The sequence below is a fragment of the Clostridium pacaense genome (assembly GCF_020709765.2).
GTDB lineage: Bacteria > Bacillota > Clostridia > Lachnospirales > Lachnospiraceae > Enterocloster > Enterocloster hominis.
Window position 1 is genome coordinate 118,250 of sequence record NZ_JAJFEB020000014.1, and the last position, 15,069, is coordinate 133,318.

General features: G+C 51.1%; 15 protein-coding genes. All 15 read left to right on the forward strand.

The window, feature by feature from the left end; all coding sequences use genetic code 11:
* The first annotated feature begins 3 nt into the window (after positions 1-3).
* The 15 genes from LK536_RS50070 to LK536_RS50140 all read left to right on the forward strand — a co-directional run bounded on the left by LK536_RS50070 (position 4) and on the right by LK536_RS50140 (position 15,066).
* The gene (locus tag LK536_RS50070; RefSeq protein WP_025484745.1) at positions 4-1,161 is read left to right on the forward strand and encodes an aminotransferase class V-fold PLP-dependent enzyme; all 1,158 of its coding nucleotides are present in this window, start codon (positions 4-6) and stop codon (positions 1,159-1,161) included.
* A 16-nt stretch (positions 1,162-1,177) separates the two neighbouring features.
* Positions 1,178-1,573: a cupin domain-containing protein gene (locus LK536_RS50075; protein ID WP_227796580.1), complete on the forward strand. Its 396-nt coding sequence runs from the start codon at positions 1,178-1,180 to the stop codon at positions 1,571-1,573.
* Positions 1,574-1,589: 16 nt separating this feature from the next.
* A complete protein-coding gene (locus LK536_RS50080) occupies positions 1,590-2,036 on the forward strand; it encodes an OsmC family protein (protein ID WP_227796581.1) in 447 nt (148 codons plus the stop codon).
* Positions 2,037-2,123: 87 nt separating this feature from the next.
* On the forward strand, positions 2,124-3,809 hold the full coding sequence (lpdA, locus tag LK536_RS50085) for a dihydrolipoyl dehydrogenase (protein WP_227796582.1): 1,686 nt from the start codon (positions 2,124-2,126) through the stop codon (positions 3,807-3,809).
* Positions 3,802-4,719, forward strand: a complete 918-nt coding sequence (locus LK536_RS50090) for a lipoyl protein ligase domain-containing protein (RefSeq protein ID WP_227796583.1) — start codon at positions 3,802-3,804, stop codon at positions 4,717-4,719. Before lpdA ends, LK536_RS50090 begins: the two co-directional genes overlap by 8 nt.
* A 1-nt stretch (position 4,720) precedes the next feature.
* Positions 4,721-5,191: a RidA family protein gene (locus LK536_RS50095; RefSeq protein ID WP_008726568.1), complete on the forward strand. Its 471-nt coding sequence runs from the start codon at positions 4,721-4,723 to the stop codon at positions 5,189-5,191.
* Between the two features lie 314 nt (positions 5,192-5,505).
* Entirely contained in the window at positions 5,506-6,171 is a 666-nt protein-coding gene (locus tag LK536_RS50100; protein ID WP_227796584.1) for a 4'-phosphopantetheinyl transferase family protein, read from the forward strand.
* A 68-nt stretch (positions 6,172-6,239) separates the two neighbouring features.
* Positions 6,240-6,767 carry a spore maturation protein gene (locus LK536_RS50105; RefSeq protein ID WP_008726566.1) on the forward strand — a complete coding sequence of 176 codons (528 nt, stop codon included), beginning with the start codon at positions 6,240-6,242 and terminating at the stop codon, positions 6,765-6,767.
* Between the two features lie 147 nt (positions 6,768-6,914).
* Positions 6,915-8,339: a MurL-like N-terminal domain-containing gene (locus tag LK536_RS50110; protein WP_227796585.1), complete on the forward strand. Its 1,425-nt coding sequence runs from the start codon at positions 6,915-6,917 to the stop codon at positions 8,337-8,339.
* A gap of 37 nt (positions 8,340-8,376) precedes the next feature.
* Entirely contained in the window at positions 8,377-9,732 is a 1,356-nt protein-coding gene (murD, locus tag LK536_RS50115; protein WP_235712219.1) for a UDP-N-acetylmuramoyl-L-alanine--D-glutamate ligase, read from the forward strand.
* Positions 9,733-9,855: 123 nt separating this feature from the next.
* Positions 9,856-10,314 carry a MarR family winged helix-turn-helix transcriptional regulator gene (locus LK536_RS50120; protein ID WP_008726563.1) on the forward strand — a complete coding sequence of 153 codons (459 nt, stop codon included), beginning with the start codon at positions 9,856-9,858 and terminating at the stop codon, positions 10,312-10,314.
* A gap of 17 nt (positions 10,315-10,331) precedes the next feature.
* Positions 10,332-10,904, forward strand: coding sequence for a GerMN domain-containing protein (locus tag LK536_RS50125; RefSeq protein ID WP_227796587.1), 573 nt, complete (start codon positions 10,332-10,334; stop codon positions 10,902-10,904).
* Between the two features lie 285 nt (positions 10,905-11,189).
* On the forward strand, positions 11,190-12,359 hold the full coding sequence (locus LK536_RS50130; RefSeq protein WP_025484752.1) for a BMP family lipoprotein: 1,170 nt from the start codon (positions 11,190-11,192) through the stop codon (positions 12,357-12,359).
* 87 nt (positions 12,360-12,446) lie between these two features.
* The gene (locus LK536_RS50135; RefSeq protein WP_025484754.1) at positions 12,447-14,006 is read left to right on the forward strand and encodes an ABC transporter ATP-binding protein; all 1,560 of its coding nucleotides are present in this window, start codon (positions 12,447-12,449) and stop codon (positions 14,004-14,006) included.
* Positions 13,996-15,066, forward strand: coding sequence for an ABC transporter permease (locus tag LK536_RS50140; RefSeq protein ID WP_008726559.1), 1,071 nt, complete (start codon positions 13,996-13,998; stop codon positions 15,064-15,066). Before LK536_RS50135 ends, LK536_RS50140 begins: the two co-directional genes overlap by 11 nt.
* Positions 15,067-15,069 lie beyond the last annotated feature (3 nt).

Sequence of the window (15,069 nt, forward strand, 5' to 3'; positions counted from 1 at the left end):
AACATGGATAACAAATTTAATCGTGAAAGATGGCACTATCCGGTACTGGACCGGTATACGTACCTGGATACGGCAACCACCGGACTGATTCCGCAGTATGCCTGCGACGCAATGAACACTTATCTGCAGAACAGGACAGATCTCGCGATGGATATTGACGACTATCATTGGCAGTGGGAGTATGCGGATGATGTCAGGGACGGGATTGCGGAAATGATTGGTGCAGAAAGCGGGGATGAAATTGCATTTGGACAGAACTCGTCCTCGCTGTTCAACATCTTCTGTAATGGGCTGGTCTTTGAGAAGGGGGATAATGTTGTCATATATGAAAATGCATTCCCCGCCATGACCTATGTATGGCTGAACCTCAGGGAACAGCTTGGACTGGAGGTGCGGGTGGCCGGGGCGGTCAACGGGGAGACTGCACCGGAAAGCCTGTTCTCACTGGCCGATGAGCATACGAAGGCAGTCACTGTGTGCCATGTGGACAGCGGGAATGGTTACAGGCACGATTTAAAGACCATTGGCACATGGTGCAGGGAACACCATATTCCCTTTGGGGTGGACGCCACCCAGGCCTGCGGTGCAATGCAGCTGGATGTGAAGGATATGAAGATTGATTTCCTTACCACATCGGCCTATAAATGGCTGCAGGGGATCCAGGGCATAGGCTTCGCCTACATTGATAAAGACTTCATGAAGAAACTGAAACAGTCCGAGATGGGATGGGCCAATGTCCAGGACCGTATTAACGGCGGGCCATTTGACCTGGTAATCAGTGAGAAGGCCAGCCGCTTTGAGAATGGGGGCCTGCCAGCCATTGGACTGTATGGGCTTCATGAAACGGTTAAGACCTATATGAGGCTGGGGGGCAGGGATATTGAGGATTATATCCTGGACCTGACCGATTATTTATACAGTGAGGTTCAGAAATTGGATGGTTTTTCTATTTTCTGTCCACACCAAAGGGCATACAGGTCGGGTCTGGTATCCCTTAAACTGCCCGCCGGGCTGGGGCTGACCGAAGGACTGATCAGGGAAGCCGGTATAAGGGCAAAGCTTCAGGGGCAGGACAGGATGAGGGTAGCCCTGCACTACTACAATAATACCCGGGACATAGACCGTCTTATGGAATATCTGAAATCATGCATTAAAAAGTAAAGAGGAGGACAGGGAAATGGGCGATACAGGAAAAGAACAATTATGTGGAAAGATTATTGATTTGCCGATGGTGGACGCAGGGATGCACATGCTTGGCGGTGAAAAGAGGATTGTATTTGGGCCGGAGCGGTTCTGGCCCACCCACGTCATGAGGTGTTTTACCCTGAAACCAGGCGGCAGGGCAGCGTCAAACCACCATCCGTGGGTGCACTGGTTTGTGTGCATTGCCGGGGAAGGAAAATTCCAGATTGGGGACGAAATTTATGATATCGGGGCCGGATACTGGGTTTACGTGCCTGAGGAGGTTCCCCATTCGTTCTGGAACACATCGGAGACAGAGGACCTGATTTCCCTCTGTACCGTGACAAAAGAAGGGGATACGGATCCCTTGGCCTTAACCAGGGGATGCTGAAAAAGAGGAGGCAGTCATGGCATTAAAGACATACACGGCAAAATCAGAATTAATTGAGGGATTAAAGGTAAGGGCATCAGCCAGGGATTTTTCCATTATCCTGGATGAACCCCAGGAACAGGGAGGGACCAACGCGGGTATGAACCCAATTGAGCTGGCCCTGTGCAGCGTGTGCGCCTGCCAGACAATAACAGCATCCATATTTGCGGATTTCTATGGGATTCCTGTGGATGACATTAAGGTGGAAGCAGAAGGCAGGATGGATTCGGATGGTTTCAGCGGAATGGATCCGGACGTAAGGCCGGGCCTTCAGAAAATCCATTTCAGGTTCATCATTAAGAGCAAGGCGCCCAAGGTGCAGGTTGAGGAGCTGGTAAAGGCAGTGGAGAGGATGTGCCCGGTAGGGGATTCCTTCAGGCACGGCGTGGAACTGGAAGCGCCGGAGCTTATACTGTCTGAATGATGGACCGGAAACAGCCAGGGACATGCAGACCACAGGAATGAATTTTCAATCATGCCCTGGGGGCGGATATGAAGGGAGGTCAGCAGCGTGGAAATAAGGATGGGCCTGATCATGGGCGGAAAGTCAGCGGTTGCCGGAACCATAGAGGTCAGGGTGGGCGACCGGGTGGAACCGGGGCAGACGCTGTTAAATACAGAGACCGGAAAAGGAAACCGGCCATTCAAGTCCATGGTGGCCGGAAGGATTACAAGGATCTGCGTGGAGGAGGGAAGCCAGGTACGGACCGGGGATGTGCTGTTTGAATATGAAGAAGCGGCTGACGGCAGTGGAGCGGATGGCAGAGAACCCGCCATGGATAAAAATGCAGCACCCTGCCAGGACATAAAGCGCATGGAGACAGATGTGGCTGTCATCGGCGCAGGTCCAGGGGGATACGTAACTGCATTATACGCCGCGGGCCAGGGACTCAGGGTGGTCCTGATTGAAAAGGACCAGCTTGGGGGAACCTGTCTCAACAGGGGCTGCATCCCTACCAAGACATTATTACAGAGCGCGCACCTGTATGATACATTCAGGCGGGCAGGGGAATTCGGTATCAGTTCCGGCAATGTCACGGTTGATATGGACAAGGTATTTGACCGGAAGGACAGGATCTGCGGGGAAAACCGCCGCGGCATAGGTTTCCTGTTAGACAGCAGCCGTGTGACCGTGATAACTGGTACGGCGCAGGTGATGCCGGACAGGGCTGTCATGGTAAAAGGCGGGGACTCCGCTTATGAAATAAAGGCCGGACATGTGGTGCTGGCTGCCGGCTCCAGGCCGGTGATGCCGGACTGGGCCAGGACACCGGTCTGTATGGACAGCCGGGAAGCCCTGGACAGCCGGTCCATCCCGCATTCCTTAATCATCATAGGCGCAGGCGTGATTGGCATGGAATTTGCCTTTTTATACGCCGCGTTTGGATGCCGGGTCCATGTGATTGAATATATGGACCATATGCTGGGGACTACGGATGCCCAGGCAGCGGCTGTAATCGCAAGGACAGCCAAAGAAAAGGGAATCCGTATAGACCTGTCATCCAGGGTCACCAGGGTGCTGGAGACTGACAGCAAGGAAGCGGTTGTATTCTATGAAAAAGACGGGATGGAACATGCGGCTAACGCGGAAAAGGTACTGGTTGCAGTAGGCCGGGCGCCGGAGATTGACAGGGAAGCCATGGAACTGGCAGGAATCCGGTTTGATAAAAAGGGAATCAAGACAGATGGGAACCTTGAGACAAACATGGAAGAAGTTTATGCCATTGGGGATGTGAATGGTAGGATACAGCTTGCCCATGCTGCATCCGCCCAGGGAATACAGGTAATTGACAGGATATTAAAAAGGCCCAAAGGCAGGGAATCCGTGATACCATCCGTCATCTTCACCTCCCCGGAGATTGGGAGTGCCGGAAAGAGTGAGGAGCAGTGCAGGGAAGAAGACATTAAGGTGAAGGTCAGCGTATTTCCTTTTACTGCAAACGGCAAGGCAAAGATCCAGGGTGAATCAGAAGGCTTTGTCAAGCTGATTATGGAAGAACAAAGCCGCAGGATCATAGGAGGCGTGGTTGTAGGGCCGGACGCATCGGCTCTGATTGGCTGCATTGCGGTTGCCATAACCAATAACCTTACGGATGACGGTTTATCGGGAACTGTTTTCGCCCATCCCACCACATCGGAGGCGGTATGGGAGGCTGCAATGGGCCTTTCCACAGGCTGCATACATTATCATGAATAGGATTGTCGTATCAAAAGAAAACAATCCGTGCCATAACCTGGCATTGGAGGAAGAACTGCTGAAGCAGGCAGAAAGCGGAAGCACCCTGCTGTATCTCTGGGTGAACCGTCCCTGCGTGGTGCTGGGAAGGAACCAGAATCCATATCTGGAATGCGATATGGATTATCTCAAATCAGAAGACATACGCCTTGTAAGGCGTAAATCCGGGGGCGGGGCAGTATACCAGGACCTGGGTAACCTGAACTACACCTTTATCAACCGGGAGGGGGAAGGCAGTCAGGCAATGCAGCAGGAAGTACTCCTTGGCATGCTGCGTTCGCTGGGTACGGATGCTGTATTTTCCGGAAGGAACGATATCCTGGCGGCGGGCAGGAAGATTTCCGGCCAGGCCGGGTACTGCGAAGGGGGAAATGAATATCTCCATGGCACATTGATGGTCCGGGTCCGTAAGGACCATCTTGAAAAAAGCCTGCGCCCCTCCCCCATGAAGCTAGAGTCCAAAGGCGTGCGATCCATTGTGGGACGTGTGGCCAACCTGTCAGAATACATACCGGATATTACGGTAAAACAGGCAGCCGGACTTCTGGCCGGACAGTTCAGACAGGTATTTGGGCCGTCCCTTCCCGTGGTTTACAGGGATGAAAGCCAGGGAAGGCCCTTGGGGCAGGATATATATGAGTCCCGGGACTGGATTGTGGATAACTGCCCGGAATACACGGTCAGCCAGGAACTGCAATGGAACGGAGGGATATTGAAGCTGAGGTTCCAGGTAAGGGAAGGAACCGTATTCCATATAGAGTGTTCCAGCGACAGCCTTTCCTGCGGGGATATTGCCTGGATAAGGGAACTGGAAAGATGCGGATATGACAGGGAGCAGGTTGTAAAAATAATAATGGAAAGAGGAAAATAAAATGAACGTATATGACAGACTAGAGGAATTGGGAATCAAGTTGTCGGACCCTACCCCAAAGGGCGGGATCTACAGTCTTGTAAGGCCCTATGGGGACCATCTTCTCTATGTATCGGGCACAGCGCCCCATAATGCGGTGGATGAGAACATGGCAGGAAAGCTGGGCAGTGAATATACAATAGAGGAAGGACAGGAAGCGGCCCGCCGCTGCATGATTAATATTATATCAAACCTGCATCATGAACTGGGGGATTTAAACAGGATTAAGCAGTTTGTGAAGCTTCTGGGATTTGTGGCATCGGCGCCTGATTTCTATGAACATCCGCAGGTCATTAACGGGGCGTCACAGCTTTTAAAAGACGTATTCGGCGATGAAATCGGTCTGCCCGCCAGGTCGGCAATCGGAGTGGCGGCACTTCCCTGGAATATACCGGTTGAGATTGAACTGGTTTTGGAATTAAAGGAATCATAATCTGTAAACACGCTCTAGGATGTGGAATCCCTGCAGGGCCTTCTGTTTTGGGCCGGGCAGGGATTTCCCGGTTTTATTGCCGCGCAAGGCTGTACTGGGTTCAGGATGACTCCCGGGACTGGTTTCAACTGATTTTTATCTGTAGTTTATTTGCAGCCACAGGCTGCGGTGTGCTATAATTTATTCTGCCGCCGTTATTTTTACGCCTGATGGGTAACCGGTGGGGCGGCAGGTTATCAATCACATGCCAATATAAATGCAAAAATAAATGCAGATATAAATCAGCAGGGATTCATAAAGGTAAGGAGCTGCCAATGGAACATATATTTATCCTTAATATCAATCAGCTGAAAGATGAGGGTACATTCAGATATTACTTCAATGAAATGCCCCGGGAACGTCAGGACAAGATAACACAGCACAAAATGGAGTCTGACCGCCGCCGTTCCCTGGGCGCCGGAATTGCGCTCAATGCCATCTTAAAACAATACGGCCTTAATTCCCGGGAAACCCGTCTGGAATATGGGACCAACGGAAAGGCATCCGTGGCGGGGCGGCCGGATATCCATTTTAACCTGACACATTCCGGGGATTATGCGGCCGGGGTCTGCGGCGTCAGCCCGGTGGGAATCGATATAGAAGGAATCGGCGTCATGAAGGAGAAGGTGGCCCGCCGTTTTTTCCATGAGGGAGAATACAGGTATCTGGAACAGATAGAGGACGGACAGCAGAAGCAGGAAGCATTTTTCCGGCTGTGGGTCCTTAAGGAAAGCTTCATGAAGGTAACGGGGCTGGGGATGGGACTGGCGTTAAATGCATTTGAAATCCGTTTTCAGGGACAGGAGATAGAGGTGGCCCAGGACGTGGATGACATGAAGTACTATTTTAAGGAGTTTTCCCTTGAAAACAGCAGGATGGCGGTATGCAGTGCGGGAAGGCCCGTCAAAGACTGGGAGCCGGTGTGGATTCATCTAATATAATCCAGGGGGAATGAAACCATCCTCACCGGAATACCATATATAAAGCGGCTTAACCAGGGGATATCCATATGCGGTTCATACTTTTTCTGTCAGAGGCCATGGTTCCTCTGATGATTTTTTATATTGTGGGCTTTGGGCTTCTGTCAGGGCGTCCTGTGCTGGATGATTTTATAGACGGGGCCAAGGATGGCATGAAGACAGTGGCGGGAATCCTTCCCACCCTGGTGGGGCTGATGGTTTCCGTGGGGGTGCTCAGGGCGTCAGGTTTCCTGGAATTTTTTGGGGAAATGCTCAAGGCCCCGGCTGCCCTAATCCATCTGCCGCCTCAGATTGTGCCCGTGGTGCTGGTACGGCTGGTTTCCAATTCAGCGGCAACCGGGCTGGTGCTGGACATTTTCAAGGAATACGGAACCGATTCCAGCATAGGACTCATTGCCTCCGTGCTCATGAGCAGTACCGAGACCGTGCTTTACTGTATGAGTATCTACTTCAGTTCCGTGGGAATAAGAAAAGGCAGATATACCCTGGCAGGCGGACTGTTCGCAACAGCCGTGGGAGTGGCTGCCAGCGTAATCCTGGCAGGCGCCCTGAGGTAAGGCCCTGACAGACAAAAAAACATTGCAAAATCAAGGGTTATTGACTATAATAGCCATAGATAAAAAGGGAATCCGTTGTATATGCGCCCTGTATCGCAGATGGGCAAAGTGTACAGCGGGTTTGTGTTGTAAAGAAAGGGACATATTATGGAACAATATCAGACCCTGCGAAGGCAGTATCCTCAGTTCATATATAAAAGCTATGAGATGGAAGAAGACGGCCGTGAGTGCAGGATCACATACAGGTTTGAGATTCCCGGGCTATCCTCCTTTGCCCCTGTCTGGCGGTTCCCGAAGGCGGCAGGCGATACACGTCTGTGGGCTGAGGACCGGCTGATGCAGGACATGGTATTTTCCCTGGGCATGGTGGAACTGGTCAGCTATTGGAAGATTGCATGCCCTCCCCGGGTAATCGTGGAGGCGGGCTTCCTTGGCCAGGAGCAGATGGAATGGTGGAAGGACCTGTATTATAACGGTCTGGGCGAGTTCTTTTATGTGAATCAGATTTGGGAAGCCAGGCAGGATGATTTTATGGATATTGTATGCAATGTTCAGGGACAGTCATCCGGGTATGATTCCCGGGAGATGCATGATCCGCAAAGCCCTGATTCCCCGGCCCCCCAGGAAAAAGGAGTCCTGGTCCCCATTGGCGGCGGCAAGGATTCCGCAGTCACCCTGGAGCTGCTGCGCAGCGCGGGGGAGACAATCCGTGCCTACATCATCAACCCCAGAGGCGCGACCATCCATACCACAGAAGCCGCCGGACTGAAGGAAAGCCAGGTCATAAATGCCAGGCGGACCCTGGACCCCAACATGCTGGAACTGAACAGGCAGGGATACCTGAACGGGCACACGCCGTTCTCGGCCCTGGTGGCATTTTCCAGCATCATCGCAGCCAGGATGCATGGATTATCCTGGGTGGCCCTTTCCAATGAATCCAGCGCCAATGAGAGCACGGTCCAGGGAAGTACGGTCAACCACCAGTATTCCAAGAGCTTTAAATTCGAGAAGGATTTCCATGAATATGAGAACCGTTACCTTCCGGGAAGCGCCAGCTATTTTAGCCTTCTGCGCCCATTAAGCGAGTTCCAGATAGCTGGATACTTTGCAAGGCAGAAACAGTATCATCCCATTTTCCGCAGCTGCAATGCGGGCAGCAGGACGGACAGCTGGTGCGGACACTGCCCCAAGTGCCTGTTTGTATACCTGATACTCTCCCCATTCCTTTCCTCACAGGAAGTGCGGGACATATTCGGACGGGATATGCTTCAGGACTGGACCATGAAGGAAACCCTGGAACAGCTGATCGGCATACGGGAAGAGAAGCCTTTTGAATGCGTTGGCAGTAGGGCTGAAATCAACACGGCAATGGTACTTACCATTAATCGTATGGAAGAGGAAGGGGAAGAGCTTCCAGCCCTTCTTTCCTATTATAAGGGAACCGGCCTTTATAAGCAGTACCAGGCTGCCGGGGACCGGTATTCGTCCTATTATGACAGTGAGAACCTGGTGCCCCCGGCCTGGGCCAGGGTGGTCAGGGAGAACTGTGTGCACACAGATACCCACAGATGACGGAAAGCAATTTTCAGACACACCCTAAAAAAGGAGAATGAACGTGATTGAGAAAATAATTCCCTGGATTAAAGGAAAGCGGGTCCTGCTCCTGGGTTTTGGAAGGGAAGGCCAGTCAACCTATCATGTCATAAAGCAGGCAGGCGGATATGCCGGCCTCGATATAGCGGACCTGGCTTCCCCGGCGCAGCGTCCGGATGAGGAGGCGCGGTGGATAACAGGGCCGGGCTATCAGAGCTGCATGGATGACTATGATGTGGTCTTTAAAAGTCCGGGAATCGTGCTGGAAAAACCCATAGAAGAGTACAGGTGCCAGATCCTGTCACAGACAGAAGTATTTTTCCAGTGTTTCCGCGACCAGATCATCGGTATCACGGGCACAAAGGGAAAAAGTACGGTTACGTCCCTTTTATACCATATCCTGAAGAACGCGGGCATGGACACCATGATCCTGGGCAATATCGGCATACCGGCCCTGGACCACATGGAGGAGGTAAGGCCGGACACCAAAATCGTGTTTGAGCTGTCCTGCCACCAGCTGGAATACATGACCGTATCCCCCCATATCGGAATCCTGGTCAATATACATGAGGAACATCTGGACCATTACGGAACCATGGAAAAATATGTGGCGGCCAAACAGAATATCTTCAAGAACCAGAAGACGGACGACATACTGATATGCAACGTACAGTGCCTGCCTGAATCCGGGACCTGCCCATCCATGCTTATAAAGGCCGGGGTAAATGAGCCGGGCACGGATCTGAGCGTGGCAGAGGAACCGGACGGCACATGGATCCGCTTCCGCGGCAGGGCATACCGGATCCCTGCGGATGAAATCCGGCTGCTGGGACAGCACAATTACTTTGATATCGGGGTGGTCTATGGGGTGTGCGCCATCCTTGGCATGGATGACGGGGCGTTCACGGCAGGACTTAAGACCTATGAGCCGCTGCCCCACCGGCTTCAGTATCTGGGAGAACGGGATGGGGTCAGATACTATGATGATTCCATATCAACCATCTGCGACACCACCATACAGGCCCTTAAGACGCTGAAGGACACGGATACCGTGCTGATCGGGGGCATGGACCGGGGGATTGATTACAGGGAGCTGATTGAGTATCTGTCAGAATGCCAGGTAAGCCATATCATCCTCATGGAGGCCACGGGCAAGCGGATTTACCAGGAGATATATAAGTTTTATCCTGAATTTAAAGACAGGCCCAGGCTGATCCTGGCCGAACATCTGGAGGACGGTGTGAGGCGGGCCATGCAGATTACAAGGCCGGGACACAGCTGCGTGCTTTCTCCGGCAGCTGCCAGCTATGGCATCTTTAAAAACTTTGAGGAACGGGGCGAAGTATTTGCCAGGCTTGTATTTCATTCCTGATTTTGGGTAAAACTGTAAAAAACACAAAAAAGTCACAGGCTTTTAAGAATTTTATAAGGATTTAGGGGCTTGTGTTAACAAGTAAAATACTGTACAATCAGTAAGAAGCTTTTGAAGTAGAAAGTGAAAGGGAGAACCGTGGGAACTTACGAGACGCTGAATGAAGTTTTGGTGAGCCTGTTCCGCGATGTCAATGATATAGAGCAGAAGGCAATCATCACCTCGGAATTTGGGGACCTTACCAATAACGATATGCATGTGATAGAGGCCATTGGCATAGATGAGCCTAAGAACATGTCAACCATTGCCAGGGCATTATCCGTTACAGTGGGAACCTTGACCATTTCCATGAACAGCCTTGTGAAAAAGGGCTATGTAGACCGGCAGCGCAGCAGTGAGGACCGAAGGGTTGTTTATATCTCCCTGTCAGAAAAAGGAGTTAAGGCTTATCATCATCATAAGAAGTTCCATGAACAGATGATAGAGAGTGTTGTGAAAGAACTGACGGAAGAAGAACTGGAAGCCCTTGTAAAGGCGCTGACAAAACTAAACTCCTGGTTCAGAAGCTTTGAAGAGGACTAAAGGAGGCATATACAATTATGAAAAGATGGTTAATAGGCGCAATGGCAGTCATGGTGGCCGTATCACTGGCGGCATGTACGCCTACTACTGAGAAACAGAAAAAAGAAACCACGGCAGCAACGGCAAAGTCAGCTGAGAATATGATTCCCCAGAGCACAGGCGGGGCGGCTGATAAGGTTCCGGATCCCAATGTGATGCCGGTGGCGGTTGTTTCCATCTATCATGGCGGTGATTCTGACAGTCTGGTGCAGGATATGGATTCCCTGGACACCGAAGGTCTGGATGCCCAGCTTCTGGTAGATAAACTGATTGAATACGGCGTGCTGACAGATGGTACCAAGGTCCTAAGCTTTGATATTGAGGGCAAGGAAGATGATTCCGTTGGAACACTGGACCTTAACCAGGCGGAAAGCGCTGAGGGGGCTTCCGACGAGATGTTCCTGACGGAGATTGGCAATACCTTTACCGAGAACTTCGAGTTAGGTAAGCTTAAACTGAAAGTCAATGGAGCTAATTATGCGGGCAATGACATTCAGCAGGGCGACAGCGATTATCTGACATACCGTACGGATTACGATACGGTTGAATAAATATAACAGAACATTCTAATATAGAAGGAAGCGTTTGATATAGAAGGAACCGTTTGACGGCACAATCAGCCGTGAAGCGGTTCTTTTGTTTTGTCGGAATACCATAAAGTGACCATATACGGATATATTGGTAAAAAGTAACAAAAGAATATAACTATAATAAGTAAATACTTATTAAGCTAATAAAGAATATATATTTTACGATATCAATATACAATGCTATACTGATTATACAACATAGCAGTATAAACGTATTTTTTAAAAATGATTCAGGGAGGTAGCACAATGAAGAGAAGGTTGGTTGCAATGTTTACGGCGGTGACGCTTGTACTGTCCATGGCTGGGTGCGGGGGCGCCAAGCCGGCAGAGGAGAAAAAGGCAGCGGATACAACGGCTGCGGCAGCAGATAACGCCGGAGGCAGTGCGGATGCATCAGAAGCACCATCAGAAGAAATGGCAAAAGAGGTAAAGAAGATTGTTACCGTCCTGCCCAATGTCCGTGGGGACGGGGGAACCCACGACCTGGCATGCCGGGCGTCGGAAGCAATTGCAGGCAATATCGGGGCCGAGCTGGATATCATAGAGCTGGGCACCGCAGTGACGGATTCCGCCAAATGGGAGGCAGCCATGAGCGACCTCTGTGAAGAGGATTATGACCTTATCATCACCGGCGGTTCCCTGATGAAGGATACCATCCAGACCGTTGCGCCCATGTATCCGGAAATCCCGTTCATCTGTTACGATGTGAACCTGGATTTTGATTCAGTAGACATGCCCAATGTATATGCCATGGACTTCCACCAGAATGAAGCTGCCTATATGGCAGGGGTCATTGCGGCAAGCATGACAAAGTCAGATTATGTGGGCTTTGTGGGCGCCACGAAAATACCTGTCATCTATGACTTCATGGTAGGCTTCATATCCGGCGCCCAGGCAGTCAACCCCGATATAAAGGTAGCGGTTGCCTTCACCAATGATTTTAATGACGCAACCCTTGCAAAGGAACTGGCCCTGGCCCAGATCACGGATGGGGCAGACGTACTTTTCCCGGCCTGCGGCAATGCGGCAGTGGGCGTATATGAAGCTGCCAGGGATAAATCCGTATCAGCCATCGGTAATGACCAGGATGTGGCTGCCAAATACGCCAACAGTGACGAAAGCCTGGAAAAGGTAATCCTTGCATCCGTCATGAAAAAGGTGGACAACGCCGTAAGCACTGCCTATGAAAGATACACAAAGGGAGAGCTTCCGTTTGGGACCCAGGAGACAGTGGGTGTGAAGGAAGACGGAGCCGGCGTGGTTAAGAACGAATATTATGAGGCACAGCTGCCGGATGAGGTGAAGGCGGTTGTGACAGAGTATGAGGGTAAGATTGGAAGCGGGGAAGTGACGGTACCAACTGCCATCGGTATGGATGCAGAAGAGATTGATGGAATCATCAGCTCCGCGCAATAACAATGCACATGCTGACATGGGAGGGCAAGTTTTGAAAAAAGCCTGCCTTCCCATTTTTACCTGAAAAATCAGAGAGGTGGACATGGTATGCAGACGCCTGCAATCGAAATGAAAGGAATCACTAAGATTTATCCCAATGGGGTGGTTGCCAACAAGGATGTGGATTTCAGTGTGGATTACGGTGAGATCCATGCCGTTATGGGGGAAAACGGAGCGGGCAAATCCACACTCATGAAAATGCTGTTCGGATTAGAAAAAATAGATAAGGGTGAGGTGCTGTTTGAAGGGAAACCAATCCGTATCAACAGCCCTGCGGAAGCGATTAAACTGAAAATCGGTATGGTGCATCAGGAATTCATGCTGGTGCCTTCCCTTACCGTGTCCGAGAATATGATGCTGAGGGAAGAACCGAAAAAAGGTATTTTCATCAACCGGGCAAAGGCAGTGGAAGAAACCAGGCGGATCTCCCAGATGTACCAGCTTCCCATTGACCCGGATACACGGGTGGAGGACCTGCCTGTTGGAATGAAACAGAGGGTGGAAATCCTGAAGGCCCTGTACCGCGGCGCCCGCATACTCATACTGGACGAACCAACGGCAGTTTTGACGCCCCAGGAAACAGAGGAACTGTTCCGGCAGCTTATCCTGTTAAAGGAGCATGGGCACACGGTCATATTCATTTCCCATAAAATCCGTGAGGTCAAACAGATATGCGACAGGATTACCATCATGAAGAACGGGCGGTCCATGGGGGTATATGACGTAAAGGATATCACGGAATCCGATATCTCGCGGCTGATGGTGGGCCGTGAAATCAAGATGAACCTGGAAAAGAAGCAGGCCCGGCCCCGGGACGTGGTGTTAAGCGTGGAACACCTGTACCATGGCTATGGAGAAGGCAGGCTTAAGGTGAATGATGTGAGCTTCACCGTAAGAAGCGGGGAAATCCTTGGCATAGCAGGGGTGGAGGGAAACGGGCAGAGGGAACTGCTGGAATGTATCACAGGCCTGCAGCCTATCCAGAGAGGAAAAATCCGGATAAAACACAATGATGTGTCCAGGATGTCCATCCGGAAAATCCGGGATATTGCCAAGACCGCATATATACCCCAGGACAGACTGCTCTTCGGCGTTGCCAGCGAAGCCACAATCAAGGAAAACCTCCTGGCCAACCGTCTCTCGGATCCGGAAATCTCCAAAGCAGGCATTGTTAAAGATAAGAAACTGGCCCAGAAATCCAGGGAGCTGATTCAGGAATTTACCGTGAAATGTGACAGCGAGAAGCAGACCGTGGACATGCTGTCCGGCGGCAACATCCAGAAGGTGGTGGTTGCAAGGGAACTTTCCATGCCCAGGGACCTGATTGTCATTGACCAGCCTTCCAGGGGCATTGACATAGGCGCCACCAAATTCATACATGAAAAGATATTCGAGCTAAGGGACAGGGATGCGGCCATCCTCATAAGCTCCGCGGACCTGGCAGAAATCATGGAACTCAGCGATTCCCTGATTGTGATGTATGAAGGCGAGATTGCAGCGTATTTTAAAAGCTTACAGGGAATTACCGAGGAAACCCTGGGAGAATACATGCTGGGGATAAAAAAGCAGACTCCGGAGGAAATAAAGGAGGCATTTTATGAACAATAACAAACTGAACCAGACATTTTCCTTTGTAAAGGTCCTGCTTGCAATCCTCATTGCAATGCTGACCGCGTTCGTAATCATCCTGATTGTCAGTGACGAGCCGATGAAGGCGCTCCACGCCTTTTTGCTGGGGCCATTTACTTCCACAAGAAGGATGGGGAACCTGATAGAGAACACCGTGCCGTTAATCTATGTGGGCCTGGGGGTATGCGTGCTTTGGGCCACGGGAAAGCGCACCCTGTCCGGCGAAGGATGCTATTACTTCGGCGGCCTTACGGCGGCAGCCGTATCCCTGAAGCTTACCGTGGTACATGGACACAGCCTTACCTTGGTTTCCATGCTGGTTGTGCTGGTTGTCTGCGGGCTGATGGCGTTGCTGCCCATGATCGTGAACCTGAAGTACGGTACGGATGCCTTTGTGGTTTCCCTGCTTTTTAACTATGTAATCTTTTATATCGGAAATTACATATTCAGCAATTATCTCATGGATATCACCTCCACCTCCTCAGGGTCCTATCCATTGCCCAAGGACAGCTTCCTCCCCACCCTGATTGACGGGACAAAGGTCAATGCCAACCTGATTGTCGCGCTCATCGCCATTGTGCTGACCTGGTTCTTCCTGTACAAGACCAAGTGGGGCTGCAGCATCCGCCTTATTGGGGCCAATCCCAACTATGCCAGGTACATTGGAATCAATGTATTCGCCATGTGCGTGCTGGCCCAGTTCATCGGGGGAGCGCTCAGCGGATTTGGCGGGGGCATGGAAATGTTCGGGCGCAATCCCAGGTTTGCCTGGTTTTCCCTGACCAACCTGGGATGGGACGGAATCATGGTGGCCACCCTTGCCAGGTATAAGCCACAGTACATCCTGTTTTCCGCCCTGTTCCTCGGATATGTAAGGACGGGTGCGGACATCATGAACCGCTCTTCGGATGTGGCAAGTGAGATTGTAATGATCATACAGGCAGTCATGATCCTGTTTATCGGCGCCAATGCATTTCTGGCCAGGACCCAGCAGAAACTCAGGGTTAAATACAATACGCAAAAGGCAAAGGAGGCATAATCA

Excerpts from the sequence above, each read along its gene's own strand:
- murD (WP_235712219.1), top strand. The coding sequence starts at position 8,377 with ATGAACGTGATTGAGAAAATAATTCCCTGGATTAAAGGAAAGCGGGTC.
- LK536_RS50105 (WP_008726566.1), top strand. The coding sequence starts at position 6,240 with ATGCGGTTCATACTTTTTCTGTCAGAGGCCATGGTTCCTCTGATGATT.
- LK536_RS50130 (WP_025484752.1), top strand. The coding sequence starts at position 11,190 with ATGAAGAGAAGGTTGGTTGCAATGTTTACGGCGGTGACGCTTGTACTG.
- LK536_RS50090 (WP_227796583.1), top strand. The coding sequence starts at position 3,802 with ATGAATAGGATTGTCGTATCAAAAGAAAACAATCCGTGCCATAACCTG.
- LK536_RS50125 (WP_227796587.1), top strand. The coding sequence starts at position 10,332 with ATGAAAAGATGGTTAATAGGCGCAATGGCAGTCATGGTGGCCGTATCA.
- LK536_RS50110 (WP_227796585.1), top strand. The coding sequence starts at position 6,915 with ATGGAACAATATCAGACCCTGCGAAGGCAGTATCCTCAGTTCATATAT.
- LK536_RS50140 (WP_008726559.1), top strand. The coding sequence starts at position 13,996 with ATGAACAATAACAAACTGAACCAGACATTTTCCTTTGTAAAGGTCCTG.
- LK536_RS50070 (WP_025484745.1), top strand. The coding sequence starts at position 4 with ATGGATAACAAATTTAATCGTGAAAGATGGCACTATCCGGTACTGGAC.
- LK536_RS50075 (WP_227796580.1), top strand. The coding sequence starts at position 1,178 with ATGGGCGATACAGGAAAAGAACAATTATGTGGAAAGATTATTGATTTG.
- LK536_RS50095 (WP_008726568.1), top strand. The coding sequence starts at position 4,721 with ATGAACGTATATGACAGACTAGAGGAATTGGGAATCAAGTTGTCGGAC.
- LK536_RS50100 (WP_227796584.1), top strand. The coding sequence starts at position 5,506 with ATGGAACATATATTTATCCTTAATATCAATCAGCTGAAAGATGAGGGT.
- LK536_RS50135 (WP_025484754.1), top strand. The coding sequence starts at position 12,447 with ATGCAGACGCCTGCAATCGAAATGAAAGGAATCACTAAGATTTATCCC.
- LK536_RS50080 (WP_227796581.1), top strand. The coding sequence starts at position 1,590 with ATGGCATTAAAGACATACACGGCAAAATCAGAATTAATTGAGGGATTA.